This is a genomic window from Argonema antarcticum A004/B2 (genome assembly GCF_023333585.1).
GTDB lineage: Bacteria > Cyanobacteriota > Cyanobacteriia > Cyanobacteriales > Aerosakkonemataceae > Argonema > Argonema antarcticum.
This window is the reverse complement of sequence record NZ_JAIQZN010000019.1, coordinates 24,038-48,579: the sequence shown is the minus strand read 5'-3', so window position 1 is coordinate 48,579 and position 24,542 is coordinate 24,038. Positions and strand designations below refer to the sequence as shown.

General features: G+C 42.1%; 20 protein-coding genes. 12 read left to right on the top strand and 8 right to left on the bottom strand.

What is annotated here, in order from left to right:
• Positions 1 to 228: 228 nt before the first annotated feature.
• Both LAY57_RS11040 and LAY57_RS35810 read left to right on the top strand, forming a co-directional pair.
• The gene (locus LAY57_RS11040; RefSeq protein ID WP_249066474.1) at positions 229 to 1,236 is read left to right on the top strand and encodes a tetratricopeptide repeat protein; all 1,008 of its coding nucleotides are present in this window, start codon (positions 229 to 231) and stop codon (positions 1,234 to 1,236) included.
• 26 nt (positions 1,237 to 1,262) lie between these two features.
• A complete protein-coding gene (locus LAY57_RS35810) occupies positions 1,263 to 1,391 on the top strand; it encodes a hypothetical protein (protein WP_275993849.1) in 129 nt (42 codons plus the stop codon).
• A 190-nt stretch (positions 1,392 to 1,581) separates the two neighbouring features.
• Here LAY57_RS35810 and LAY57_RS11035 read toward each other — a convergent pair whose 3' ends face one another.
• From LAY57_RS11035 to LAY57_RS11020, 4 genes are all read right to left on the bottom strand, one after another.
• The gene (locus LAY57_RS11035) at positions 1,582 to 2,160 is read right to left on the bottom strand and encodes a hypothetical protein (protein WP_249066473.1); all 579 of its coding nucleotides are present in this window, start codon (positions 2,158 to 2,160) and stop codon (positions 1,582 to 1,584) included.
• Between the two features lie 13 nt (positions 2,161 to 2,173).
• Positions 2,174 to 3,175, bottom strand: a complete 1,002-nt coding sequence (locus LAY57_RS11030) for a protein kinase domain-containing protein (protein ID WP_249066472.1) — start codon at positions 3,173 to 3,175, stop codon at positions 2,174 to 2,176.
• A 3-nt stretch (positions 3,176 to 3,178) separates the two neighbouring features.
• The gene (locus LAY57_RS11025; protein ID WP_249066471.1) at positions 3,179 to 4,963 is read right to left on the bottom strand and encodes a hypothetical protein; all 1,785 of its coding nucleotides are present in this window, start codon (positions 4,961 to 4,963) and stop codon (positions 3,179 to 3,181) included.
• A 146-nt stretch (positions 4,964 to 5,109) separates the two neighbouring features.
• Complete coding sequence (locus LAY57_RS11020) at positions 5,110 to 5,787, bottom strand: vWA domain-containing protein (RefSeq protein WP_249066469.1); 678 nt, start codon at positions 5,785 to 5,787, stop codon at positions 5,110 to 5,112.
• Positions 5,788 to 5,986: 199 nt separating this feature from the next.
• Here LAY57_RS11020 and LAY57_RS11015 point away from each other — a divergent pair, with 199 nt between their 5' ends.
• From LAY57_RS11015 to LAY57_RS10995, 5 genes are all read left to right on the top strand, one after another.
• Positions 5,987 to 7,339 carry a helix-turn-helix domain-containing protein gene (locus LAY57_RS11015; RefSeq protein ID WP_249066468.1) on the top strand — a complete coding sequence of 451 codons (1,353 nt, stop codon included), beginning with the start codon at positions 5,987 to 5,989 and terminating at the stop codon, positions 7,337 to 7,339.
• A 121-nt stretch (positions 7,340 to 7,460) separates the two neighbouring features.
• Positions 7,461 to 8,084: a type I restriction endonuclease gene (locus LAY57_RS11010; RefSeq protein ID WP_249066467.1), complete on the top strand. Its 624-nt coding sequence runs from the start codon at positions 7,461 to 7,463 to the stop codon at positions 8,082 to 8,084.
• A 129-nt stretch (positions 8,085 to 8,213) separates the two neighbouring features.
• Entirely contained in the window at positions 8,214 to 8,966 is a 753-nt protein-coding gene (locus LAY57_RS11005) for a sucrose-phosphate phosphatase (protein WP_249066466.1), read from the top strand.
• The gene (gene ruvA, locus LAY57_RS11000) at positions 8,963 to 9,589 is read left to right on the top strand and encodes a Holliday junction branch migration protein RuvA (protein ID WP_249066465.1); all 627 of its coding nucleotides are present in this window, start codon (positions 8,963 to 8,965) and stop codon (positions 9,587 to 9,589) included. The genes LAY57_RS11005 and ruvA overlap by 4 nt, the downstream gene beginning before the upstream one ends.
• A 194-nt stretch (positions 9,590 to 9,783) precedes the next feature.
• Positions 9,784 to 11,457 (top strand): alpha-amylase family glycosyl hydrolase, encoded by a 1,674-nt coding sequence (locus LAY57_RS10995; protein ID WP_249066464.1) that lies wholly within the window; start codon positions 9,784 to 9,786, stop codon positions 11,455 to 11,457.
• Between the two features lie 196 nt (positions 11,458 to 11,653).
• On the opposite strand, the gene LAY57_RS10990 is transcribed toward LAY57_RS10995, so the two are convergent.
• The gene (locus tag LAY57_RS10990) at positions 11,654 to 13,564 is read right to left on the bottom strand and encodes an ATP-binding protein (RefSeq protein WP_249066463.1); all 1,911 of its coding nucleotides are present in this window, start codon (positions 13,562 to 13,564) and stop codon (positions 11,654 to 11,656) included.
• A gap of 288 nt (positions 13,565 to 13,852) precedes the next feature.
• Here LAY57_RS10990 and LAY57_RS10985 point away from each other — a divergent pair, with 288 nt between their 5' ends.
• Positions 13,853 to 14,050, top strand: coding sequence for a hypothetical protein (locus LAY57_RS10985; protein ID WP_249066462.1), 198 nt, complete (start codon positions 13,853 to 13,855; stop codon positions 14,048 to 14,050).
• Here the strand turns inward: LAY57_RS10985 and LAY57_RS10980 are convergent.
• From LAY57_RS10980 to LAY57_RS10970, 3 genes are all read right to left on the bottom strand, one after another.
• Positions 14,034 to 15,158, bottom strand: coding sequence for a hypothetical protein (locus tag LAY57_RS10980; RefSeq protein ID WP_249066461.1), 1,125 nt, complete (start codon positions 15,156 to 15,158; stop codon positions 14,034 to 14,036). The genes LAY57_RS10985 and LAY57_RS10980 overlap by 17 nt on opposite strands.
• A gap of 62 nt (positions 15,159 to 15,220) precedes the next feature.
• Positions 15,221 to 18,619, bottom strand: a complete 3,399-nt coding sequence (locus LAY57_RS10975) for an acetate and sugar kinases/Hsc70/actin family protein (RefSeq protein ID WP_249066460.1) — start codon at positions 18,617 to 18,619, stop codon at positions 15,221 to 15,223.
• On the bottom strand, positions 18,571 to 21,156 hold the full coding sequence (locus tag LAY57_RS10970) for a dynamin family protein (protein WP_249066459.1): 2,586 nt from the start codon (positions 21,154 to 21,156) through the stop codon (positions 18,571 to 18,573). The genes LAY57_RS10975 and LAY57_RS10970 overlap by 49 nt, the downstream gene beginning before the upstream one ends.
• Before the next feature lie 275 nt (positions 21,157 to 21,431).
• On the opposite strand from LAY57_RS10970, the gene LAY57_RS10965 reads away from it, so the two are divergent.
• The 4 genes from LAY57_RS10965 (at position 21,432) to aroF (ending at position 24,428) form a co-directional block, all read left to right on the top strand.
• On the top strand, positions 21,432 to 22,259 hold the full coding sequence (locus LAY57_RS10965) for a cyanophycinase (protein ID WP_249066458.1): 828 nt from the start codon (positions 21,432 to 21,434) through the stop codon (positions 22,257 to 22,259).
• Between the two features lie 192 nt (positions 22,260 to 22,451).
• Positions 22,452 to 22,721 (top strand): 30S ribosomal protein S15, encoded by a 270-nt coding sequence (gene rpsO / locus LAY57_RS10960; RefSeq protein ID WP_249066457.1) that lies wholly within the window; start codon positions 22,452 to 22,454, stop codon positions 22,719 to 22,721.
• Between the two features lie 5 nt (positions 22,722 to 22,726).
• Positions 22,727 to 23,224, top strand: coding sequence for a PAM68 family protein (locus LAY57_RS10955; RefSeq protein WP_249066456.1), 498 nt, complete (start codon positions 22,727 to 22,729; stop codon positions 23,222 to 23,224).
• A gap of 145 nt (positions 23,225 to 23,369) precedes the next feature.
• Positions 23,370 to 24,428 (top strand): 3-deoxy-7-phosphoheptulonate synthase, encoded by a 1,059-nt coding sequence (gene aroF, locus LAY57_RS10950; RefSeq protein ID WP_249066455.1) that lies wholly within the window; start codon positions 23,370 to 23,372, stop codon positions 24,426 to 24,428.
• The last annotated feature ends 114 nt before the right edge of the window (positions 24,429 to 24,542 follow it).

Sequence of the window (24,542 nt, the reverse complement as noted above, 5' to 3'; positions counted from 1 at the left end):
AAATTTGGCATAAGCTTGTAGCAGCTAAGTCAACAGAATTGGGTATTGCTTAGATTGTCCTTGCGATTCAGAGATGCTAGCAAAAAAGACAAGATAGTGACGCATCTCTCTGAAGAAGCCGATCGAAGTGGAATAATAGTTACAAAATTCTGATATCCTATTAGGCTACAAGAAGCGCTTTTTTTCACACCTGGATTTATACTGGCATCAAGTCAATGGACTAAAGTCATGAACCGTATTCACCGAACGATCGCAATTTTAGGCATCGCCACTACACTGGGTAGCATCTCACCTGTTGTTCAGGCGCAGTCAAAGCCAAGCCAGTCCCAGTCACCAACGCCAACCGAGGCGCAGTCAAAGCCAACTCGCAGCAACGAGTCAACCCCAACCGAGGGTCAGTCAAAGCCAACTCGCAGCAACGAGTCAACCCCAACTAGCGATCGGCCCAAACCAACCCAAGATGGGTCAACAAAACCAGCCCCCAGTACAGAGTCTACTCCAGCCGACACAGAATCAAAACCAACTCAGGCTCAGCCAACAACCCCAGCCGGGGGTGAGTCACAACCAAACAGCACAGAGTCAACCCCGCCAACTACTCCCACTACCCCAACTCCCAGCACAGAGTCAACCCCAGGAACCAATCCCGGAACGCAAATGAGTGCTGTGGACTTGTATAACCGGGGTATAGAAAAGGCTAAGCAAGGCGACTATAAAGGCGCAATAGAGGATTACACTGCGGCTATAAAGCTCAATCCAGAACTCACACAAGCCTACGTTAACAGGGGTTACGCTCGCTATTTCTTGAAGGATTTCCAAGGTGCGATCGATGACAGCACCGAAGCAATTCGGCTCGATCCAAATAATGCCAAAGCGTACATCAATCGAGGCAATGCTCGCGATGACCTTAAACAACATCAGGCAGCAATAGAAGATTACAACCAGGCAGTACGCCTCGATCCAAATGATGATAAAGCTTACTACAACCGAGGTATTGCCTACAACAAACTGCAAAAACATCAAGAAGCGCTTCAGGATTACGCTCGCGCTATCCAGATCAGACCGGACTTTGCTGAAGCTTTCTTCAATCGCGGTGTTACTTACTACAGCCTAAAAAATACCCAAGCAGCGATCAGAGATTTCCAAAAAGCAGCCGATCTTTTTCGAGAACAAGGAAATACACAAGCTCTTCAATCTACACAGGAAGCAATCAGAACCATTCAACAAACCAGAACTTGAATAAGGAATTAAAGAAGAAAAACCTGATGTTTTTCTTCTTTAATTTCGATATTGCAATTAATCGCGATGCTTGGAATCGCCAGACTCAATCAGAAGCGGTATTGAAAGAAGCACCCTCGATCGCACTTTTACCATATAAGGTGAATTGGGTATGAATTAAACATACAATCTTGACTAATAATAGAAACATTTTCAACTATAGCTTGTCCAATTAATAATCGATCGAAAGGATCGCAAGAATTTAAAAAGGGATTAGACTCATTAAAGTTGTATTTCATATTCACAAATATCCAACCTATAATTTTAAATCTTTAGTTTATGATTCATTTCCAGGCGTTCTAACTATTAGCTGTTAATTAAATTTTCTATATGTCGTTCAAATTCATCACATTGCTTTATTAACTGAGTGACTACCATACGGAAATAATCAACATCGATTAAACTCATTTCCGCATTATGAATAATGGAATAAAACAGTTTATCGCTGATCTTTTGTATGCACCAGAAACCAGCTTTATACTCAGCATTTTGGCTGAGTAGTAACGTAGATAAATGATGGGGTATCTCATCTATTTCATCGAATTTCAAGCCACTCGGACAAGAAAATTCAAGAGTTGAATCGTACTTGAGAATAAGTAAAGTTTGCGTGCTGCCAGACTCCATATCAAACTTAATTACAGCCATTTTATTATCAATAGTATAAATATTCCAGCCAATAGTTCGGCAGTAACCCTCGATCGTCGAGCGAAACTTAAATGAAGAGAATATATCTTTATCAATAGCCATAGGTTCATCTCCTGAATTAATCGGTTTACTCGTAGCTAATATTGTCCATTCTCGCCCTGTACAAACTTGACACTCAGAAGGCTTCATCAGTGAAACAACTTCATTTCCGCAACCTTTACACTGGTACGTTTTTTTCATAGGATCAAAAACTTTATAATTTAGGCTTCATATTGATGATTAACTTATTTTTACCATCTTTAGGTGGAACACCATTATTATAAAGATATTTGAGTTGTTGATGAACTTGATTGATATCAGGTCTTTCTTCATAGCTTAAAGCTAACATTTTTTTTATGAGTTTACCAACTTCTGTATCTAGTGGGTTTTTAATGAGAGTTCCGCCCAATTTAGTTGTAGTTTTAATCGGCGGTAAGTCAAGTTTTTTCCCATCAAGAACAGCTTCGTGAGCATAAGTATAGCTTCCTGATAAAACCGGACGATTCCCCGTCCAATATTGACAGAAAATCAAACCCAGAGAAAAAATATCAGATTTTTTAGTTGGTGCTGGCGTTTTTCCTGCTGTGGCAATATGTTTAGCAAATTCAGGGGAATAATATACAGGATCGCCTACTAAAGATTCCGCCGCAATTGATTCTCCTTCAATAATACTACTATCAAAATCAATAATTTTAGCAACTTGCCTTCCTTCCCATTCTTGGATCAGTACATTATCTGGTTTTAAATCCAGATGGACAATGCCATTTGAGTGTAAAATTTTCATAGCACCTGCTGCTGTTAGCATGACAAATAAACGCTTTTTTGTCTCTAGTGTATGTATCTCCTTTGATAAGGAACTGGTATCGACTTTTTGGCAGACTTTGAAGAAATGTTCACCATAGTCATCACCATATTTAAAAAAATCCACCATCACTACTACTGAACCTCCCGCACCACAAGCGGATAACGCATTTTGAATTGCTAGTTGTTTTCTAGCAAATTCTTCACACTGATCGCGCCGCTTTTGTTTCCCTTTTTCGCTCCCTGGTGCATCTTCACCGGGATAGACTGGACTGAGAAATTTTTTGACAAAATATTCATTCCCATCGTAACTATTCAGAGCAAAGCCCCATTGGCATTGCCCCCCGTTAGCACTATCAAAGTCACGAGTTACTAAATATTTGCCAGCAATAATATCACCTTTTTTATAAGACATAGTTTAATAATACCCTCTGGATTTTAATTTATTCATAATTTCTTGATACTTTTGTCGCGCTTTTTGTAGGCTTTCATACTTAATTTCCATAGGATGTGACGATCGATTATATATCTCCACTGCTGTTTGAATACTATTCCAGGCTGCGTTTAATTCTCCTTTTATTTCTTGCAAAACAGCTATAAAGTAATAAGGATAAGCATTTTTTGCGTATGGTAAATTGCTATCTAGACGCTGACAAAACTGAATTGCTATATTCGCTGCTTCGTCTCTATTAAGTATTAATCTCAGAGATGTAATGAAGGTTTCTAAGTCTTCTTCCCAATGGTCTAATTTTTCCGCTCCAGGACATTTAAAACATTCTTGATAAGAGTAAACTGCCTTGTCCCATTGCTCTAAATGATAGTAAATAAAACATAGAGTTTGTAATGATTCTATAAGTTTTTCCGCTCGATCTTTTCTAATTTCCTCCAGGTATGAGGCGGCTTTTTTGAACCACTTTTCTTTTCGAGAAGAATCTATTTCGTACAAAGCTGTTTTAGTGTAAATTAATCCTAAAATATATTTACTTTCACTTTGATACGGATCGATTTCTAAGACTCTCACACACGAATCTTCGGCTTCTTTTAGCTGATTTTTTTGATAATAATAATTAGCATTACGTAACAAATTTTTAATTTTCTCAGCCTTAGCTGCTGCTTTCTGTTTGGATGATTGAGTAATTTCTTGAAATGTATTTGTACTCAAACTAGAACTTGTTGAAGTGACTAAACTTGAGGAATGATTTTCTGAGTTTGGCGATTTATAATTAGTTGTTTGCTGAATATCTTGAATTGATGAAAAATAATGTTCATAATCAATTCGATATTTTGACCACAATCTTTGTAAGTCATCATAGCGAGTATTAGCGGTAGGAGAAATAAAGTTTTCTTGAAGATGCTGCCAACGTTGTTGATAAGTACTTTTTAAGTGTTTTATACCATTAAAACCAACGGGATAGAGAATTAAAGAAATATCATCTTGCTTAATATCAGTGTATTTTTGGCAGATTAATTTTTGCCAATTATTCGTATCCATTCGATCGCCTGTTGACTGATACAGAGTGTCTAGCAACAATTTTTCAAATTCCCAAGGGGCAGAAACATACTGAAAACAGCCGTCAGTACAAGCTAAAAAACAGCCAATTTCTTCAATTTTATAGTGCTGAAAATGAATTTGCCATCTTGGATTTATATCGGCAGTTAAATATTGAGACATCGGCGGATCTTGTCTCAGCATTTCTAAGGCATCTTTAGGAGTTACTAAGTCATCTTTGGTAAGTTGCTGTAAACCTTTAGTTGGACTGAGAAAATAAATCCGCGAATCTCCCATCCAAGCTAAGTTAACTTCAAAAATTTTTTCTTGTCCTTGTTGCTTGGGAATGCTAGCCAGCGCGATCGTCGTACAGAGTTTATGTTCCACTAAAGAACCTTTTAGCCGAGATGAAGTTCTCGGCATATTAGTATCGGCTTTAATTTTCAGTGATTGGCAAATTTCTTGTTGCAGTAAAATGACATTTTCTGGCGTTATATTACCATACCATTGTTTGATGAAGAATGTTTTGCTGATTTGAGATGCTACTTCTGAAGCAATGCGCCCTCCAGTTTTCCCATCATAACCTGCCGATCGACCTCCTAAACCGTCAAACACGCCCATCAAAAAAGTTTGTCCAAAATGTTCAGCTAAGTTAGCATCTTCGCCTTTCTCTTCGGCAACTTCTATATTTACTACTAAATTAAAGTAAGTCATAGCCATAATTTAAGTTATGATGAGGTTCTATGTTTGTCGAAAAAGTAAATTAACTTAAATAATACTAATCCAGTAGGATGCGTCAGATTTTTAAGTTAATTATTTAACAATAGCTTTTTTGTCTGACACACCCCACTGCTTAACGCTTATACACTATTGGCGATCGCATCTAAAATCTCACCCATTTCTAGTTCTTCTAATCCCTTAGCTGCTTCCGAAACATAATGAATCGTATTTTCCCAACTACTCATCATTGTCCAAGGTTCAGCATCAGGTGCAAACAGTAATAAACGCTTAGCTGATTTTGGGATCTCGTGCCAGTAGTCGGTCAAGTCATCAAAGGTTTTTGGGATATCATTAGGATAGTGACTGGGTTTTGGTTTTGGAGGTTTATCTAAACTATGAGCGCTAGCATCAGTGTAAACAACTATTACATATCTTTGCTTGCTAAAATCTCCTTTTTCCCAGTTAGATTTAAGAGCTAATCCAACGGCTTCTAAGCCATTTTCCGGTTCATCGCCGCCACCTTCAGCTTGAATTTGAGAGACAAAATTAGCAAAATCTGGTGATTGCGATCGCAAATCAAAAAACTCGGAACATTGCATCACCTGATCGGCTGGATCTGCCCAATAATCCCTAAATACAATCACTCTAGCTCTCAGTCGATCTATTTTTCTACCCTTTTCTGTTATCCTAGCTTCTAGCCGCTCATAAAACTTCAGAGCGGCTGACTTCACTTCTTCAATTAAGTGGCCCATTGAACCTGTGCCATCAATACACATCACCAAGTCCACTGCATACTTAACACTTTGACCATCAGCCATAAACTTTTACCTGTATTATCACTCGCCGATGTTGAACTTTGTCTTATCTTAAATCTACTGTTGTGAACGCTGCCAACTGAAAAAAACTGATGTTATGGCCTTTTTTGCAACAAAATATTAAGAGACGACCCGAAAAAACCTGATTTTATTGGCTGAAACTAAGCTATAATCGCTAAAATCCATACCCTACCTGAACTCTATGGTTATTACAGAAGTGTTACAGTTGGTGGATAAGTTAGTGCAGAAGCAAACAGGAAAACACCTAGACGATCTACAAAAAGCTGTCATTAAAGGACTTTGGCAAGGTAAAACTTACAGTGAAATCGCAGATGAATGTGGATATGATAGTAAAAACTATATTGGAGATGTTAGCCGAACGTTATTTAAAATTTTATCCGAACAGCTAAATGAAGATATTAATAAATCTAATTTTTGTTGGACAATTGAAAGGGTTATTAATTCTCAGTTTGTTGGTTTATTCAACAGTAATGTTACCTGGTGTAATTCTCATCCTCAAGCAGATACAAATCAATCTATCACTGATGAAGAGAAAACAACCAAAAACACGGGGTATCACGATCTAACCCTAGCCCCTAAAATAACTCATTTCTACGATCGCACTCTCGAACTCCAAACCCTATCCCACTGGTTAACCACTCAAAACCCCCGTCTCATCTCAGTTTTAGGATTAAGTGGAATTGGTAAAACTACCCTAGTTAAACAGTTTGTTGACCTAAATATACAACAATTTGATGTAGTTGTCTGGAAAAGTCTCAAACTATCCCAGTCTTTAGATGGTATTCTTACTGAAATTTTAACAGGTATCAATACCGAGCTTATTCAATCTGACAATAAATTAACTCAATTTTTTAACCTTTTACGCCAGCAAAGATGTTTAATTATCCTTGATGACGTACAAGAGTTATTTATCACTGGAGAATTTGCAGGACAATTCAAACCGGAACACAAAAATTATCAAAACTTATTGGCAATGGTGAGAGATATAGAACATCAAAGTACTTTAATATTAATCACCCAGGAACAATGTCAAGAAATGATTTGCTTAGATGCGGAGTTATATCCGATTAATTGTTTAGAATTAGGAAGGTTAGATCATATCGATATCGTAAAAGATTATGGGTTAAAGGATAAGGAAAGCTGGCAAAGACTGATTGATTTATATGAAGGCAATCCGGTTTATTTAAAAGATATCGCCAGTTTAATTAAAAATGTTTTTGGTGGTAAAGTCGCTGAATTTTTAAGAGAAGATAGTTTAATTATCACTAAAGATATGAAATCTCGCTTCACTGAATTATTCAACCGAATATCACCTATAGAACGAGTGATTATTTTACAATTAAGTAAATTCGATCGACCTGTGTTAAGAGAAGATTTAAGACAAAGTTTATCTCTATCATCAATGGACTTTATGAATGGGTTACAATCTTTGAGTCAACGTTATTTACTCAAAAGAATAGAAGGAGAGAAAGTATTGTTTGATTTATCTGTTGTTGTTCAAGTATATGTTAGAACTTGTTGTCAAGATTTATAAGCCAAAACAAAAAGCGCCCCCTTGCGGAGATAAAGCACCGCAATTAATGTCTGAGAGGTAGTTACTCAAGTAGTGGATTTTTGCAAGATATCTAATCCAAAATTGAAAAGAGAGATAAATCATGGTTGAAACAATCCAATCTCAAGATATCACTCTTGACCAGTTAATTGAAAACTTCGGTCTAGAACGCACTAACGACGATCGATTTTTTCGAGAATGGCAAGATGATTTACCGGAACTGACGGATTTGGAAAAGCAAACACTAGATGAAGTAAAGGCAGACTATCTCCATTTGTCTCGTTATACCATCCTGGAACCGATCGTCAAAATGGTAGTCTTAGGGCCATTGTTGAGATTGGCGGGTTTTTATCGTCCGCCATTTTATATTACGGCTGAAAAGTCGGTGAAAATTTCATCGGAGGATGATGGTATTATTGTAAACGGACGCCTTGACCTCTTAGTTTTTAAGCCTTCTTTTTGGGTACTCGCCATTGAAGCCAAAAGCGTAAAATATTCGGTGGAAGCGGGGATACCGCAAGCATTGGCTTATATGTTGGGTAATCCCAATTCTGAAAAACCTGCCTTTGGTTTTGTGAGCAATGGCCCGGAGTTTAAATTTCTAAAACTTACGAAACAAGGTAAGCCAAAATATGCTGAGTCCTATCCGTTTGCACTTCAGCGGGGAAATGATTTGTATACTGTTGTAAGCGTGTTAAAACGCCTCGCTCAATTGCTTGGCGAATAACTAAGGGATTCTACAGTTTTTCTTTAAACTGGTAGCACATTATGGTAGGTTGGGTTTTATTAACAAAACCCAACCTACCATAATGTGCCAGTTGCGTAAGTCCTAAAAGCATTTCAGTATAATATTGCTATGACAAAATTTTTGTTTGTGACAGATTTAGATAATACCCTTGTGGGCGACGATCGATCTCTGGCAGAACTCAACCAGCAGTTGAGCCAGCATCGCCAAGAACATGGAACAAAAATCGTTTACGCCACAGGTCGTTCTCTCATTCTCTATCGGGAACTTTTAACCGAAAAGGAATTGTTGGTGCCAGATGCTCTGATTGCGGCGGTGGGAACTGAAATTTATGACAACGACAGTGACAGCAACCCAGATCCAGTTTGGGAAAAACAACTTTCTTCAGGGTGGAACCGTGACTTGGTAGTAGCTACAGGTACTAAGTTTGTGGATCTTTTACCTCAACCAGCATCCGAACAGCGACCTTTCAAAGTTAGTTATTTTTTGACAGAACAAGCAGCCAAAGAAGTTATCCCGCACTTAGAATCTCTGCTTAAAGAACAGGGTATATACGCTCAGTTAATCTACAGTGGAGGCAAAGATTTAGATATTTTGCCCAGCAAAAGCAATAAAGGTTTGGCGGTAGAGTTTCTGCGCCAGCACTGGGAAATAGATGCAACGCAGACAGTTGTTTGCGGTGATTCTGGAAACGATATTGCTTTATTTAGTGTGGGGGAACCAAGAGGGATTATTGTAGGAAATGCTCAGCCTGAACTCCTCCAGTGGCTTGAAGCCAATCGGGCCGATTATCGGTATTTGGCAAAGGCTGCTTGTGCTGGTGGGATTTTGGAAGGTTTGTACCATTTCGGCTTTTTGTCATGATTAGTTATCTCAAAGGAACGGTAGTAGGTTTTCAGAAAAGTAGTAGCGATCGCGTCACTCTCATTCTGGAAGTTAACCAGATTGGCTACGAACTGCAAATCCCGCCGCGTTTGGCCCAGGATTTGTCCCCTGTGGGAGAAACCGCCCAAGTTTTCACTCACTTGCAAGTGCGGGAAGATCAGATAAGTTTGTATGGTTTTGCCTCAGCCGCCGAGCGAGATTTGTTTCGCCAGCTGGTAAGTGTGAGTGGAATTGGTGCGGCTTTGGCGATCGCACTTTTAGATACCCTGGGATTGCAAGACTTGGTGCAGGCGATCGTTACTGGCAATATCCGCGCCTTAGCCAAAACTCGCGGTGTCGGTAACAAAACAGCCGAACGCATTGCGCTGGAACTAAAAACCAAGCTGGCACAATGGCGACTCTCAGCTGGCGTAGCCACTGCCACCTCAAGTGGCCCAAATCCTGCCATTATCGAAGATGTAGAAATGACGCTACTAGCCTTGGGATATACCAGCAGCGAGGTAGTGCAGGCGCTCAACGCAGTCAGTCAAGATGGACTGGTGGCTAAAAGTAAAGAGGCAGAAGATTGGATTCGAGCTGCGATCGCTTGGTTGAGCAGGTGATTTTAAGAGGTTTTCGTTTTAATCTTTGTATCTTTGGTTAAAACGGGTTCTCTCAAATCTCAAACTTAACATTTTGAAAATATGCCTTAAGACTGATGTTTACTCAAGCTTTTTTATTTCTAGCGAACGATACTATAGCTGAGCTAAGAAGTGGAGAATACGGTTGTCGGCGTTTTATTACCCCAAAAAATTCTATGGCAAGCAAGAAACCTCATAAAACAAGTTCCATTGAATTTACTTTATTTGCACCCTATAACAAAGGAGCAGCTTTAATCGGCTCTTTTTCCGATTGGAAAGAAATCCCAATGGAAAAAGGTAAGGATGGTTATTTCCGTACCAAAGTTGAACTGGAAGATGGAATTTATGAATATAAACTCCGGGTTCAATCTAAAAGTTGGTTTAAAGAACCAGATGAATGGGTAGACATCATCGATCCTTATGTAACAAATGTTGATGAGAGCAAAGGAGTCGGCATCGTAACAATCAAAGACAGCGAAAGAATTGTCGATACTTATGTTTGGCAGCATGACGACAAGCCGCTACCAGCCGATCGCGAATTAGTTATCTACGAACTTCATGTTGCCGACTTCTCCGGCGGCGAACCCGATCGGTACGTTCGCGGTCAATACAAGCACGTTATTGAAAAGTTAGATTATCTCTGCGAACTCGGCATCAACGCAATTGAATTGATGCCAGTGAAAGAATATCCGGGCGATTATAGCTGGGGCTATAACCCGCGTTATTTCTTTGCCACCGAAACAAGTTATGGCACAACGGAAGAATTAAAGCACCTAATTGACGAGTGCCACGCTCGTGGAATTCGCATCATTATGGACGGGATTTTTAATCACTCAGAAGCATCTTGTCCTCTCACCCAAATTGACCACGATTATTGGTATCACCACTCTCCCCGCGACCCTGATAATAACTGGGGGCCAGAGTTTAATTACGAACATTACGACGAAAAGCTAGAAGTAAAACCTGCGTGGAAATTTATCGGCGAAACCGTGCGTTTCTGGGTTCAGGAATATCACATTGATGGCATTCGCTTCGACGCCGCGCGGCAAATGGCCAACTACGACTTCATGTACTGGATTGTGGAAGAAGCCAAAAAAACGGCAGGGCAGAAGCCTTTTTATAGCATTGCCGAACACATCCCCGAAACTACCAGCATCACGAATTTTGATGGGCCGATGGATGGTTGCTGGCACGACAGTTACCGTTTCTGTATGATCGAACACATTTGCGGGGATACTTTTGATTTAGAGCGGCTCAAAGATGCGATCGACTGCAAGCGGCAAGGCTTTATGGGTGCCACCAATGTAGTTAATTACCTGACCAACCACGACCAAAATCGCGTCATGGTAGAATTGGCAAATCGCACCATTTTTGATGGCGAAGCTTTTAAACGTGCCAAGTTGGGAGCAGCCCTATTGATGACATCTGTCGGTGTGCCAATGCTTTGGATGGGACAAGAGTTTGGCGAATACAAACCTAAAACAATCGAGCCAACAAAAATTGAGTGGGCGCTGCTAAGCAATGACTTAAATCGCGGCTTATTTGAATACTACAAAGGCTTGATTAATCTGCGTAAAAACAATCAAGCTCTTTACACTGAAAACATTGACTTTTTCCATGAGAATGAAGAGGCCAAGGTATTAGCATACACCCGCTGGAATGATGAAGGTTCTCGCGTTGTCGTCGTCGCTAATTTTTCAGACAACTATTTAGCTGGTTACACCGTTCCAAACTTCCCTTCGGATGGCACATGGCACGAATGGACTTACGACCACGATGTGGAAGCTGGCAGCGGTCAAATAGTGATTGACCTGGCGGAGTACGAAGCAAAGGTATTTGTCTGGCAATAATTCGGAAAAACCCGGTTTGTTTAAGAAACCGGGTTTTTGGCATTACAGAATTTTCGCAATCACCTTCATATAGACAGGCTTATACCAAATCCGCAACGATTACCCCTTTATGTCGAGCGGCTATAGAGACGTTTGATGAAACGTCTTTACAATGTTTATGCCAAAAATTAAACGGGTAAGAAACACGAATTTGGTATTACAGTATCGTTCCGATTTCTTTCAGATAAACCCGCGTAAATGGTTCGCTTTCTCCAAGGCTATACTGTTCTATCAAACCTTTATGTCGGATTGAGACATTGTTTCCTTCCTTAACAACCACGGTAGAATCTTCGAGGAGATCCCGCGTCAGCATCATTTCAGCTTGCGTAGGATTATCCAGGACTACAATGTTGTTGCCTTGATAAAACATTCCATCCCTTTCCAGCACATCTTCTGGGTACTCGGCAATCAGCAGATCGAGCCTGGGATTACGCAATAGATTTTTGACATTGGTGTTGTAATCCTTATTCAAAATCTTTTCCGAACGGTTGACGAAAACTGCTTCGCGACAAACAGCACCTATAGTCCAATCGGGGTGTTGTAGAAGAATATGGTCAATAGTTTCTTGAAGTTCCTCAACTGAAATTCGGTTGAAAGCGATCGTTGGTATTCTCGCATCTGCCCCAGACTTAAAGAAGGTTTCCAGAATATGCGACGGCACATCGACGCTTTCGCCAACAGCGGGGTTAAGGTGCATAAAAATGCCCGGTGCTGCATTTATTTCGAGAATGCCAAAGTTGCCAGACTTCCAAGATTGAGACAGAGTTGGGGAAATTGCGTCGATACCCAGACAAGTGAGTCGAAAATGCTGTGCAATGTCCTGCGCCAAAATGATATTATCTGGGTGAACAGTGGGCGTTGCATCTATGCTCAAACCTCCCGCTGAGAGATTGGCAACTTTGCGAAGATAAACGATGCGTCCTGTCTGAATTACGCTGTCCAATGACAAGTCTTGTTCGGATAAGAACATTTCCATTGCGTCGTCGGACTGAATCTTACTCATGGCAGAGGTTGGTGTGTCCAAACGTGCGGGTTTGCGATTTTCGCGCTTGATTAATTCAGCAATGGTTGAATAACCGTCACCAGTAACTGATGCGGGACGCCGTTCGGTAGCGGCAACAAATCTGCCGTTGACGCATAGCAGGCGGAAATCTGCGCCCTTGATGCTTTTCTCAACAATTATTGCGATCGCTTGTTCTTCTGGAATCGCTTTGAGTGCCCTACTAAAGGCAAATTCTAATTCTTGGGGGTTTTGTACATCAGCTGTCACGCCAATGCCTTTGTGACCCGCTACAGGTTTAACTGCCACCGGGTAGCCAATTCTTTCTGCTACGGCTTTGGCTTCGCCAAGGGAGACAACAACATTACCTTTTGGTACAGGGAAGCCCAGCGTGTTCAAAAAAGCTTTGCAGTCATCTTTGCGGGTGGTAAAATCGGAATCTAGATGGCTATCGCAATCAAATGTTGTTGCTACGCCGCGAATTAGTTTTTTCCCATATCCGTACTGCATTAGCCCTTCGTCCCACAAATAAAAGGCGGGAATTTTTTTCTCTTGGGCTGTGCGTAATAGGGTGTAGACTGTCGGGCCACCATAAACGCTGTATCGGAATGTGTCTTGAAGCCTGCTGATGCGATCGTCTAACTTGAAATCTTCGTCTTGAGTAATAGCTTCAAACCAGTCCCAAACGCAATAAACTACGGCTCGGCTGGTACGGAAATGAACTGATTGAGCGGCTATTGTGAAATAATCGGGATGTTGTTTCAAATTCAAACGGTTGAAGTGCAAACCCATGTCGAGTTTTCCCACTTCCGATACTGTTCGGGCGAATAGATGGGCATAGGATTCGGATGTTTCATCGCGCAGGTGCGGATAGCGATCGCTAATAATGGAGACATATTCCTCAATGGGCCGAGGCGGTAAATGCCCAGTCAGGGCAAAATCAAATACTAGCGCCCCCGTTTCCAAATATGGGTTTGGGCCAATGTAATGCTTGAGGTTGAAAATGTCGAAGGCGTCGGTTTTTCTGGCATTAACGCGCACTGTATCGATGAGTTGTTGTTGAACCATTGATTATCTCCACTTGGCTAAACACCCTTGTAACTTTGTTAAACTAACTTTATTCAACGGATTTTTCATCTATCGAAGGGCGTTTTTAATTTATTTGATGGCAAAAATTCTGTATACCTTTTCCAGGCGATCGCGCTTCTCCTTCCCTCTTTCTGAAAGCTTTGTGTTCATCTGCTAAATTAACTATAAAGACAGATTTTTTATTTATAAGATATAACTTTCGACAGGTACAGCAAAGACCCAAACTATTTGAAAATTTAAGAAAGCATTGAGGAGAGAGCGCAGCAGATGACTATTACCAAAGCTGACCTCAGAGATCGAGTTCGAGAACTGGCCGAAGAAGCTTTCCACCGCAAACTTATTTCTGGCTATGGCGATGGGGCGGATAGTAACGAGTACCAGCTTGTTTGCCAGGGCAAACCGAAGCATTTTCCCTTAGCAAAAGCACGCTCTTTTTTACGCAATTTGATTAAGCAGGCTGATTGAAAGAGCGAAAAAGTACGCGACCGGGCAATGCTTCTTCGTTGATTTTGGCATAAACCCGCAGACAAGCTAATACTTCCCCCGGTTTACTGCCACTGTCCAGTTCCAGGTCGTCCTTTGACCAAGGGCGAATATCGGCATATAGGCCCCATAACGGGCGAATTTGGACGGTATGACCGGCTTTACGCGCTTTGTCGGCGACCTGGTTAAGGGTGCGCCGCGATTCTTGCTGTAGTTTTCCCCACCAAGAATCGCGATCGCATGGCGGCAGATATACTAATGAGTGGATGGCTTCGTCTAGGTCAATTCTGGCACGTAGGGTAACGGCTGGGTCTGTATTTTCCTCAGCTGCTTTGGCCCGATCGAAACAATCTATTAAGGCTGTAATGTACTTAGACTGCTCGTCTTTCGATTCCAAAGACTTAACACCGAAGCGGTAAACGCTTTTCAAAGCATGGTGTAAATCAGTATCTATTTCGATAAATTTTATCCAAGTAGATCCCACACCAGCCAGGAAATTGAGATCGCCATCTCCGCTTGCAACTCGCGGATCTAAAGGTGTTTTAGCTGATAATTGCAAACCGGAAGCTTGGATAGTTCCGCTCAAACCGGGGTAGAGGAGTTCTTCGCGGGTGAAGGGGAGTTTGATTTGCGATCGCTTTGAGCTTTCAGCGCCAGCTTCTTTTGCAAGGGATAAAGTGCGATCGCGCCAAGACTGGGCCAAAGTTTCTGGAATTCGCAATAATTTTAGTTGAATTTCCTTCCACAAATCCGCATCGGCGGTACTTTTAAGATCGAATGCACCCAGAGAAGAACGCAACTCGTTATCGGATTCAAAAACATCCTTAAGACGGATTAATTTACTTGAATTTGCGATAACTGGTTCAAACACATCTTCCCAAGGAGAATCATTTTCGATCTGTTTGTCCGTTGGCGATCGCAAAATTTCCTCTAATTCCTTCAGCAATTCCTCACCGAACTTTGCTCCCGGATCGGCGGGTAATTCGCTTAAAGCCATCTCCAACCCACCACGCAAACCATGCAAATAAAACCGGACCGATCGGGCCAACTCAGAATTATCTATTTCTAATAATTTGCTCAGGTTTTCCATTAATATCACTTCCTCTGAACTCTTAGAAACCCGGTTTCTTGGAGAAACCGGGTTTCTGGACTTTAGTGAATCCCACAGAACGGATCGCGATTATCATCAATTTCTTTCGGTTGCAATCCCAGCGCATCCTCAAAAACGCATCCTTCTTGTTTGAGACATTCTGCATTATCCGATGTCCAGTAAGGTATTTCCCCCGCGTGAATTCGCAGAATACCTTTGGCGTCGAGAGTGACATAATATTTGCAATTGTACTCTGTTTTTCCACCCGGTCGGCTCAATTCGCCAATCCGTTCCCATCGATCGTTTATTGGATCGAGAAAATAGAAAGTCTGCTTCCCATTCCGGGGAAAATCAGGTAACGGTTTGCTAATTAACCCAGTTCCTTGTTTTTGTTCTGCATCTCCTTCATACCGAAAACCTTCGAGAGATTTACTATAGTCATCCTCAGCTTTAAATACTGGATGAGGCGTTGGTTTATCGACAGTTTGTGATTCTATGACGTAAACGGCGATATCGCAGAACAATTTACCATCATCACCAATAATTGGTTGGTTTGCGAATTCGGGGGATGATGCTGCGATCGCTTTTTTCACATCCAAACTTGCAGACTTAGCAGGAATTAAGTAATGAGGATTTCCATCACAAAAAAGTAATTTGAATTGCAGTTTTTGGTCAATTTCAAACTGAATTTTAATTTTTCGTTTAAACTCATCTTCTCCCATTCCCAATTCCCGTACCAAGTTGTTACGATTATAGTTACCCCAAAGCATCTCAATTGCTCCATCAAAATCTTCACGGTAGATAGTAATAGTTAAGGGTACTCCCCTCCAATTACTGCGAATTTTGGCAATTGAATCGCGATCGCTCAGTTGATAAAGTTGTTGTCCGTTCTGGAAAATAAGCAAATCTTTTTCGCCTTGTGTCTTCAATTTGAAGGAACAAGGTAGAAAATAAAACAAATTTTTGACATCGATATCCAGTTGATTTCCACCCAGACGCAGCATTTCCTTCGCCGCTTCCAAATCGAAACCGTATTGGCGTAGCTTTTCCGCATAGCAAGCACCAGCAGAAGTAGCCATTTTACTATATTCCGGTACAAAAGTTACCCGTTCTGGATTCCAGACAAAATAGTCATATTTGCCAAATTCCTGTTTGATTTGTTCTTCCACTAAGTAAAGTTTGCAGGTTTGTCCCGATAAAATTAACCAATCGACTTTTTCCTGAGTTTCTTTCTGGGAATCCAATCGACTTTTAATCAGTTCTTTGGCGATGCGTACTGCATCTTCAATTACAGGAGAAGCCGCATTTTCAAATTGTTCTCTGCTTATCTTCACCTTGAGGCGATCGCGATCTTGTACTTTGAATTCAATCTCGCTTTCTCTAAGTAAATCAGAAATTTGTTTCTCTTCAAGTACCACAATTTCCCGATCGCTCTTTTTGTTTAATCGAATTTTGGCCTCTTCTGCATAATCCCAAAGCGTATAAAAACTTTGCAGGCGAGATTGATTATTTTTCCAGTGAGTTGGTAAGATTTTTTCTGCATCTTTGAGAGCATCATTGTAAGCGGCGTCGCTTTCCGGGTTGGAGTTTTTCTTTTCCGCAGCTTTCAGCAGAGAACCGATTTGATATTTATCCTCTTTGCGAAAGCGATCGCTCAACAAAAGAATCTCATCTTCCAGTTTTTGACATTCCAGATAACCTTCCGTAACTGCTGTCAGCAAACAATCTGCGATCGCAACTTTCAGCAACTTAAATATCCGCAGCGTAATTAACTCTCCGCCTAATTGCAAATGACCCGAAGATCCTATAAAAGTGGGAGTCAGCACATAGTATCTTCCCCCAGCACCCCGATCTTCATTTGGCTCAAACGGGTCTTTTTCTTCCAGCGCCAAGTTAATCAAAGCTAAATCCGTCGTTCCTCCACCGATATCCAAAACCAACACATTTTGCGACCATTTTTTCCCATCCCAGTGACAGCGAGTTTTAAAAGATTCAATCCCGATACTCAAATCGCCGCCGAATTCTCGCCACAGGAAAAAGATCACCACCGATACAGCTTCATCATAATCAGTTTTGACGAAATCCATCCCCAAAGCACCCACCATCTCCTCAATTTCCCGGCGCACCACAGGCGGCGCTACCGCAGGATAAGTCACAACGGCGGTAGTGATATCTCGGCGAGAAGATCTACCAGGCGTTATGTTTTGGTAGTATTTTCTCGTGTTATTAATTAGATAACCCCAAGCAGCTTGAATTAGCTGATTAGTTGAAATTTCTGCTTCAACTCCCTCTAACTTCACTTTAATAGCATCGCGTTGCTGACCAAAATATCGTTTTGGCGAATGATGGAACTTCCCTTTAATTTCGTCTCCTTTAGTGTTAGCAAGAGTCTCTTTTCTTTTTCTGATAACGCTCTCTCCCATAATTACGTTTAAAGGATTCAGACTTTTAATTTCCAACTCGCTGGGAATTTCCTTAGCTTGACTCACACCCTCCAACGGAACTCTCATCAGATTTTGCAACGATAAAGGAGGTACGCGAAATACTTGGTGATAAATTTCGTTTAAGCGTTTGCTAGCGGCGCGGCGAAACAATTCCGGGCGATTCCCTAAAGAAGTTTCGATTTTGCGGATAGCTGCTAGCAACGGGATATCATCAAGAGTACCCGTTTCCGGTATTTCCAAATCTTTTTTAAGATCGCCGACAAACTTTTCCCATTCAGCAACACTCACACCCGGTAAAGCATTGGCGGCTGTTGAATTTAGCCATTCTACCAATAATTCCCCTAACCGTTCTTTTTGTTCTTTGGGTAAAGTATTTTCGTTAGAAACAGAAGCTGCATCAAAAAGTGTCACCGTGGAATTGGATGTTCCGAAATCGATCGCCAGCCAATCCGTAAATTCGTTGCGCTTTTCTACCGACTCTGTTTTTGGTGAAGATATTTCGCTCACTTGGTTGATTACTGGAGTTGGCGTTTCAACTTTCGGGGTAAACAAATAGCAGCTTTTAGTAACATTGTTCGCCACATCCAGCAGCGGATTACCCATTTCGTCCGAGTCAAAATACTCCACATTTACGTGCAAAGTGCAGTTAACGTTTCCCGGTAAAGGTTTATCCAGGCTGCAAGGTTCTTGTCTCAATCGTTGAGGAGCATATAATTTAATGGGTTGGCTAGTTCTGAAGGCTTTATATGCAGCTTGAATTTGCTCTCCTAGTTCTCTTGGCGTTCCCTCCACAAAGCAGGTGATGCTAGAAATATGGGGTTGATTAACTTGCGAAGTGGGAGCAAATTCAATTACTGGTAGATCTAATAAATTTTCGTCACTATTTTTGGGACGCAGTTGGAAACGATTTAAAACTCTGATTTCAACAGACATATTATTTTTGGTGATGGGTGATTGGTGAATAAGGACTAATTTGGCAAATTTATCTCGGAAATCTGCCACAAAATTTGTAACCATTGGGGAATAGAGCGGTTCCCGATCTCATCTTCAGACACGACATCTTTTAGTAAAACTTCATCTCGCAAGAGTCTTCCTAGCACGTCAATAATGTTATTTATCCATTCTCCGAGAGTATTATTAAGCTGTTGATTCGCCTTACTTACTATCTCGACAAGGTGCAAACCCGCGCTTGCAATCATTTCGTCTCGCAATCGCAATACTAGAATCTGATTATTTGCGGGTTTCTGGTCTTTTTTGTTTTCTTCCTTTCCCCAGACAAAAGCTTGGCTGCTTTCGTGACTGTTCGCACGAACCAAGGGGAACAAAGTTTCAGGATTGATGGTAGACAAACTATTTTCTTCAAGACTGCATTCTTCAAGAAGCCCTTCAAGCCAATTTTTAGGATCTATATTCCCATTTACAAAATTTTCCAGCAGGTGAGAACTTTCATAGTTTTTACTATTTGATTCTATCCACTGTAACCTTTCATCAGTCAGGATTTCTGCTATTTCATTTCGCCGATCAAGCATTCTGCTGGATAACTCATCTAACAAGTTTTTAAATGCCTGTTGTATACTTTTGTTCGCGAATTTTTCGACTTCCAAAACAGCAGTTTCAAATACAGGATAAAAATCATCACTTTTAGTGGCGATCACTTTTTTGTTGCTCTTGGAATCAAATCTGTTAACAGATTTTGGTAATTTAATAATTCCCTTCTCAGCTTGTTGAAATAGCAAATTCCACTGCGACCATTCATATATCCTAAATATTAACTCATCCTTCACCGCATCGCTTACCGCAACTTCCCGTCGATCTTTCAAAACTTTGATCGCCAAATCTTTTTGGAATTCGTCATAAGTTTTCGATAAACTCTCGATCGCATCTCGTAGCTTGACAAAATTCGGACTTTCTGCTGGAATATCTTGCTGAATTCCTTCCAGTATATTTTTCAGCACATCTTGTTGTCTTTGCAAAGCAACAGCAGCACTGCGAGTATCATCCAACAATTGCTTCAAACCATGCTCTTTGACGTGCTTCAAAATCGCTTCCCGCAGCGTAACGATACCACCATTTTGGGCAAAATCAGCTAACTGTTTCGCCAAAGTACTGCGCGGTTTAGATTGTTCTAGTTTTTCGCTTAATCGACTCCATTTTTCCCGCAGTCGCCTTGACTGCGACCATCGATCGGGCGGATAATCTAAGTCAGCGAGAAACTCTGGTGAACCAACTTGCACGTTACTCGAATTTTTGCTTAATTCCGCCAATTCCACCAGCGGCGAAACCAGAAAAATCCTGTCTTTTTGAGTTGTAAAAGCTTGCGCGGTAGCAACAGTAGTTTTCAGAACCTTCAGTTTTTCCAGAACGCTATTTTCGGTCAGCGGTTCCGAATCTAATGGTATAATATCTTCCAAAGGACTCTCATCAATCAATTCATCCAAAATTCTTTCTCCTCCCTCATTTTCCAGAGGTAGTTGATCGAATCTTCCCACTCCTACCAAGATGCGATCTTTCAGGTTAATTCCTGGTTTTTGCTGCTCCATCATCGTGAATATTTTATTCGCCGTCGCACCGCCGGGAACTCTACCGTTGAGCAAAATCAAAATTGTTTGTACTTCTGCTAATTCCCGCAAAGACAAGAAAGTATCTCTCACTCCCGAATTAGCAGCACCCAATCCGGGAAAATCCAAAAGGACGAATTCCTCTGCGCCTTCTAGTGCAGTTAAATCCCAGATTTCTTTTGATACTTTGACTTTCACATTTACTCGGCGGATTAGCGGAAAGCTACTTTGCAAGAATTCCACGGAAAGTTGTGTTGGTGAATTTTGAGATATCGCTAATGGGATATCCTCAAATTGGAGATTTTGGATATCCATTTGAGCATCACCTAACTGAAGACCTTGACGCGCCGTATCCAGATCTATATTCTGGTAATGCTTACCGCAAATATCTTCTCCCTGCGCTTTATATGTGCGAATAAATAACACCAATTCCCGCAACAGATAGCGCAATTCCAAATTTTTACTGCTATTCCACGCTGACTTGCACCAAGTCAGTATATCCTGAGAAATTCCAGGGTCGTTAGCGTTAAAATTTCTCAGCGCTTTTAATTGTGCTGGCGTTAATCTTGCATCCGTCGCTCGTTCTTCTGCTTTCTTCAACATGAAGTACAAACATTCTTTCACTTCCGAGTGAGAAAGATATTCAACTTCAAATTTTTCTACTTGCGTTGTTTGGAAACCTTCTTGCTGAATGAGGTGAATTGCAGTCACATTACCAGTAGTAGGATTCTCGCTAATCGGTAAAGCATCTGCGTAACCGATCAAACTACCCAAAAGCAAAGTTTTACCGCTGCTGAATTCACCCATCACGCCAATTTTAACTGGAGAAGTGGCCCGATCGATCGTTTTACTGGCAGCTGACCGGACTAAATCCAAACACTTAGGTAGCGTCGCTGGAATCGAATCTGGCAAAGACAAATTCTGGGATACCGATTCTAGCTTTTGAAATATAGATTCGCCATACTCTTTAAACTGGCGCAAATTTTCTGAACTCATAGATTTTAGGCATAATACAAACGCGATCGCCAAAAAAAACCAGGTTTCTGGATAAGAATATAATATCATTCCACGGACATAGACTGACCGTTTGGTAGAGGGTAAGGGTAGGACGTAGGTTTTTGAACCCGCAACTACATTAAATCGATCTGGCGGTTACCTACATTACCATAAAAACAATTGACTTTCTGTATAAATATCTACCATTTGGATGTTTTATGGGTTTGGATTGGTATGTTTTATTGAAATTACATTAACTAAAGACTGGAGCTAATATGGCGCAGAGTAAGAACCTTGGGCCGTTGGTCATTATCGGTGGAGCGGAACAGAAAGAGGGAGAAAGCAAGGTGCTTCGGGAATTCGTGCGACGCGCCGGAGGCACCAAAGCCCGAATTGTTGTGATGACAGCCGCAACCGAACTACCCAGAGAAGTGGGAGAAGACTATATCAAAGTATTTGAGCGGTTGGGATGCGAACTTGTTCGCATCCTTGACACCGTAACTCGTGAAGATGCAAGTTCATCCACTGCCCTAGAAGCTATTAACAATGCCACTGGCGTATTTTTTACGGGAGGAGATCAGGCGCGGATCACCAGCATTATTAAGGATACCGAACTGGATACAGCTATTCACAAGCGGTTTTCCGAAGGAATTGTAGTGGGAGGCACCAGTGCGGGAGCAGCTGTGATGCCAGACGTAATGATCGTGGAAGGAGACTCCGAGACGCATCCCCGCGTTAATGTTGTAGAGATGGGGCCGGGTATGGCCTTCCTGCCTGGGATAGTGGTGGATCAGCATTTCTCGCAGCGCGGACGTTTGGGACGCTTAGTCTCAGCACTCGCACAGCAGCCAGCGGTTTTGGGATTCGGCATTGATGAAGATACAGCTGTCGTAGTGCAGGGCGACGAGTTTCAAGTGGTGGGTTCGGGCGTTGTCACCATTGTCGATGTGGCAGAGATTAGCCATATCAATGTGGACGAACTTTTGAAGGATGAGGCTTTGGCGATTTGCGGAGCCAAGCTGCATATTCTTCCAGACGGATATCGCTTTAACCTGAAAACTCGAAAGCCTATCCTTGAGAAAATCGCTCAGAAAGCCGCTTAAGAGCAACTGATTCAAGTTAACTATTAATATTTGTTCATTGTACAAGTCCCTCAAACGAGAGTTTAGGGACTTTATTTTATTACAGTCTCACAACTCTGATGATTAGAGGCGTAGCGATCGACCCCAACGCAGACTCCGGGTCGGCTATGGTATGATAAAAAGCTGCTGAATTAACGTACACACACTGAAACTATGACCCTTACGCAAGAGCGAAAGCACGAGATCATTGACCAGTATCAAATCCATGAGACAGATACTGGTTCGGCAGATGTGCAAATTGCCGTACTGACGGAACGCATTAACCGCCTGAGCGAACACCTCAAAGCCAATCACAAAGACCACGCTTCCCGCCGGGGTTTGTTGAAGCTGATTGGTCAACGCAAGCGCCTGCTGTCCTTTGTTTCTAAGGAAAATCCAGAGCGCTATCAAGGGTTAATCGGTCGCCTTGGCATTCGCGGTTAAAGGTTATGGCTTCGGAACCTCAACCCAAAAGCAAAGCTGACAACACTCCAAAGGAGTCTGACCAAGCTAAGGAACGCTTACCCTTTGAACCCAAGAAAAATGCCAAAAAGCCAGCTAAAAACCAACCCGTAACGTCCGTTGGGGATAAAAAGGATAATAAACCGCGATCGGTTTCCAAAGAAGCAATGGCCATTCCAGAAGCGGTCAGCCAGCGCATGATCTCGCGGATGGCACTTTTCTCTGGTATTCCCACTTTTTTGGGAATTGCCACGTTTATTATCAGCTACTTCGTAGTTAGTCATGCCTGGTTTAACCTTCCCAACCCGGCAGTTGTCTTGGTTAGCATGGGCTTTTTCGGTCTGGGTGGCTTAGGCTTGACCTATGGCGTCCTCTCTGCATCCTGGGATGAAGAAACATCAGGGAGCAAATTAGGGTGGGAACAATTTACCACCAACTGGGGACGGATGACGGCAGCTTGGCGATCGAGTAAGCAAAAAAATTAATATTCCTGGTGCCAAAATGACGGCAGGCAATATGCCTATGCCAAAAGTGCAAGACGCGGGTTGGCTCCATTGAGGCTGATATGAGAACCTATAGGTTAGCTTTTAGCCATACTGCACCCAAAGAACTTAACAAAGGATTTTCAATATGATCGTAGTCATGAAAATCGGCTCCCCAGAAGTCGAGATTGCCCGTCTTACCGAAGAACTCTGCTCCTGGGGGCTGACGCCAGAAAAAATTGTTGGTAAGCATAAAGTGGTGATTGGTGTAGTCGGCGATACGGCTCACTTAGACCCGCTGCAAATGCAGGAAATTAGCCCCTGGATCGAGCAAGTGCTGCGGGTAGAACAGCCATTTAAAAGAGCTAGCCTGGAATATCGCCACGGCGAAGCTTCGGAAGTAGTAGTTCCTACTCCCAACGGGCCTGTTTCTATTGGTTTGCACCATCCCCTAGTAGTCGTTGCTGGGCCTTGTTCTGTTGAGAATGAGCAGATGATTGTGGAGACAGCGCGGCGGGTAAAGGCAGCTGGGGCGCAGTTCCTGCGTGGCGGTGCTTATAAGCCTCGTACTTCCCCATACGCCTTCCAAGGTCACGGTGAGAGTGCGTTGGAATTGCTAGCAGCGGCCCGTGAAGCGACTGGTTTGGGCATTATTACAGAACTGATGGATGCTTCAGATTTGGAAGTACTGGGAGAGTATGCAGACGTAATCCAAATCGGAGCCCGCAATATGCAGAATTTCTCTCTGCTCAAAAAAGTGGGGGCGCAGGAAAAGCCAGTTCTTCTGAAGCGGGGGATGGCGGCGACGATCGAAGATTGGTTGATGGCGGCTGAGTATATTCTGGCTGCTGGCAACCCGAATGTGATTCTTTGCGAACGAGGCATTCGCACGTTCGATCGCCAGTACGCACGCAATACGCTCGATTTATCGGCTGTACCCGTCTTGCGGAGTCTCTCCCACTTGCCGATTATGATCGATCCCAGCCACGGCACTGGACGCGCCGAATACGTGCCTGCAATGGCAATGGCTTCGATCGCATCAGGTGCAGACTCCCTGATGATTGAAGTTCATCCCAACCCAGCCAAAGCTTTGTCTGATGGCCCTCAATCTCTCACACCCGAACGGTTCGATCGTTTGATGCAAGAAATGGCCGTAATTGGAAAAGCAATGCAACGCTGGCCTCAAGCTGTTGCTGCTATAGCATAATGAGAAAGGCCAGCTTAAAAAGCTGGCCTTTTTTGTTTTCTAACAGGGTAGAAGATTTTTGGTTCATTACTTCCCTTTAGTGAAAAGGGGCTGACTAGAAGTGGAAGAGAAACG

Coding starts and splice junctions, on each gene's coding strand:
- LAY57_RS10980 (WP_249066461.1), bottom strand. CDS start 15,158: ATGGAAAACCTGAGCAAATTATTAGAAATAGATAATTCTGAGTTGGCC.
- aroF (WP_249066455.1), top strand. CDS start 23,370: ATGATCGTAGTCATGAAAATCGGCTCCCCAGAAGTCGAGATTGCCCGT.
- LAY57_RS10970 (WP_249066459.1), bottom strand. CDS start 21,156: ATGAGTTCAGAAAATTTGCGCCAGTTTAAAGAGTATGGCGAATCTATA.
- LAY57_RS11010 (WP_249066467.1), top strand. CDS start 7,461: ATGGTTGAAACAATCCAATCTCAAGATATCACTCTTGACCAGTTAATT.
- LAY57_RS10990 (WP_249066463.1), bottom strand. CDS start 13,564: ATGGTTCAACAACAACTCATCGATACAGTGCGCGTTAATGCCAGAAAA.
- LAY57_RS11035 (WP_249066473.1), bottom strand. CDS start 2,160: ATGAAAAAAACGTACCAGTGTAAAGGTTGCGGAAATGAAGTTGTTTCA.
- LAY57_RS11025 (WP_249066471.1), bottom strand. CDS start 4,963: ATGACTTACTTTAATTTAGTAGTAAATATAGAAGTTGCCGAAGAGAAA.
- LAY57_RS11020 (WP_249066469.1), bottom strand. CDS start 5,787: ATGGCTGATGGTCAAAGTGTTAAGTATGCAGTGGACTTGGTGATGTGT.
- LAY57_RS10955 (WP_249066456.1), top strand. CDS start 22,727: ATGGCTTCGGAACCTCAACCCAAAAGCAAAGCTGACAACACTCCAAAG.
- LAY57_RS10985 (WP_249066462.1), top strand. CDS start 13,853: ATGACTATTACCAAAGCTGACCTCAGAGATCGAGTTCGAGAACTGGCC.
- LAY57_RS35810 (WP_275993849.1), top strand. CDS start 1,263: ATGTTTTTCTTCTTTAATTTCGATATTGCAATTAATCGCGATGCTTGG.
- rpsO (WP_249066457.1), top strand. CDS start 22,452: ATGACCCTTACGCAAGAGCGAAAGCACGAGATCATTGACCAGTATCAA.
- LAY57_RS11030 (WP_249066472.1), bottom strand. CDS start 3,175: ATGTCTTATAAAAAAGGTGATATTATTGCTGGCAAATATTTAGTAACT.
- LAY57_RS11005 (WP_249066466.1), top strand. CDS start 8,214: ATGACAAAATTTTTGTTTGTGACAGATTTAGATAATACCCTTGTGGGC.
- LAY57_RS10995 (WP_249066464.1), top strand. CDS start 9,784: ATGGCAAGCAAGAAACCTCATAAAACAAGTTCCATTGAATTTACTTTA.
- LAY57_RS10965 (WP_249066458.1), top strand. CDS start 21,432: ATGGCGCAGAGTAAGAACCTTGGGCCGTTGGTCATTATCGGTGGAGCG.
- LAY57_RS11015 (WP_249066468.1), top strand. CDS start 5,987: ATGGTTATTACAGAAGTGTTACAGTTGGTGGATAAGTTAGTGCAGAAG.
- ruvA (WP_249066465.1), top strand. CDS start 8,963: ATGATTAGTTATCTCAAAGGAACGGTAGTAGGTTTTCAGAAAAGTAGT.
- LAY57_RS11040 (WP_249066474.1), top strand. CDS start 229: ATGAACCGTATTCACCGAACGATCGCAATTTTAGGCATCGCCACTACA.
- LAY57_RS10975 (WP_249066460.1), bottom strand. CDS start 18,619: ATGGTTACAAATTTTGTGGCAGATTTCCGAGATAAATTTGCCAAATTA.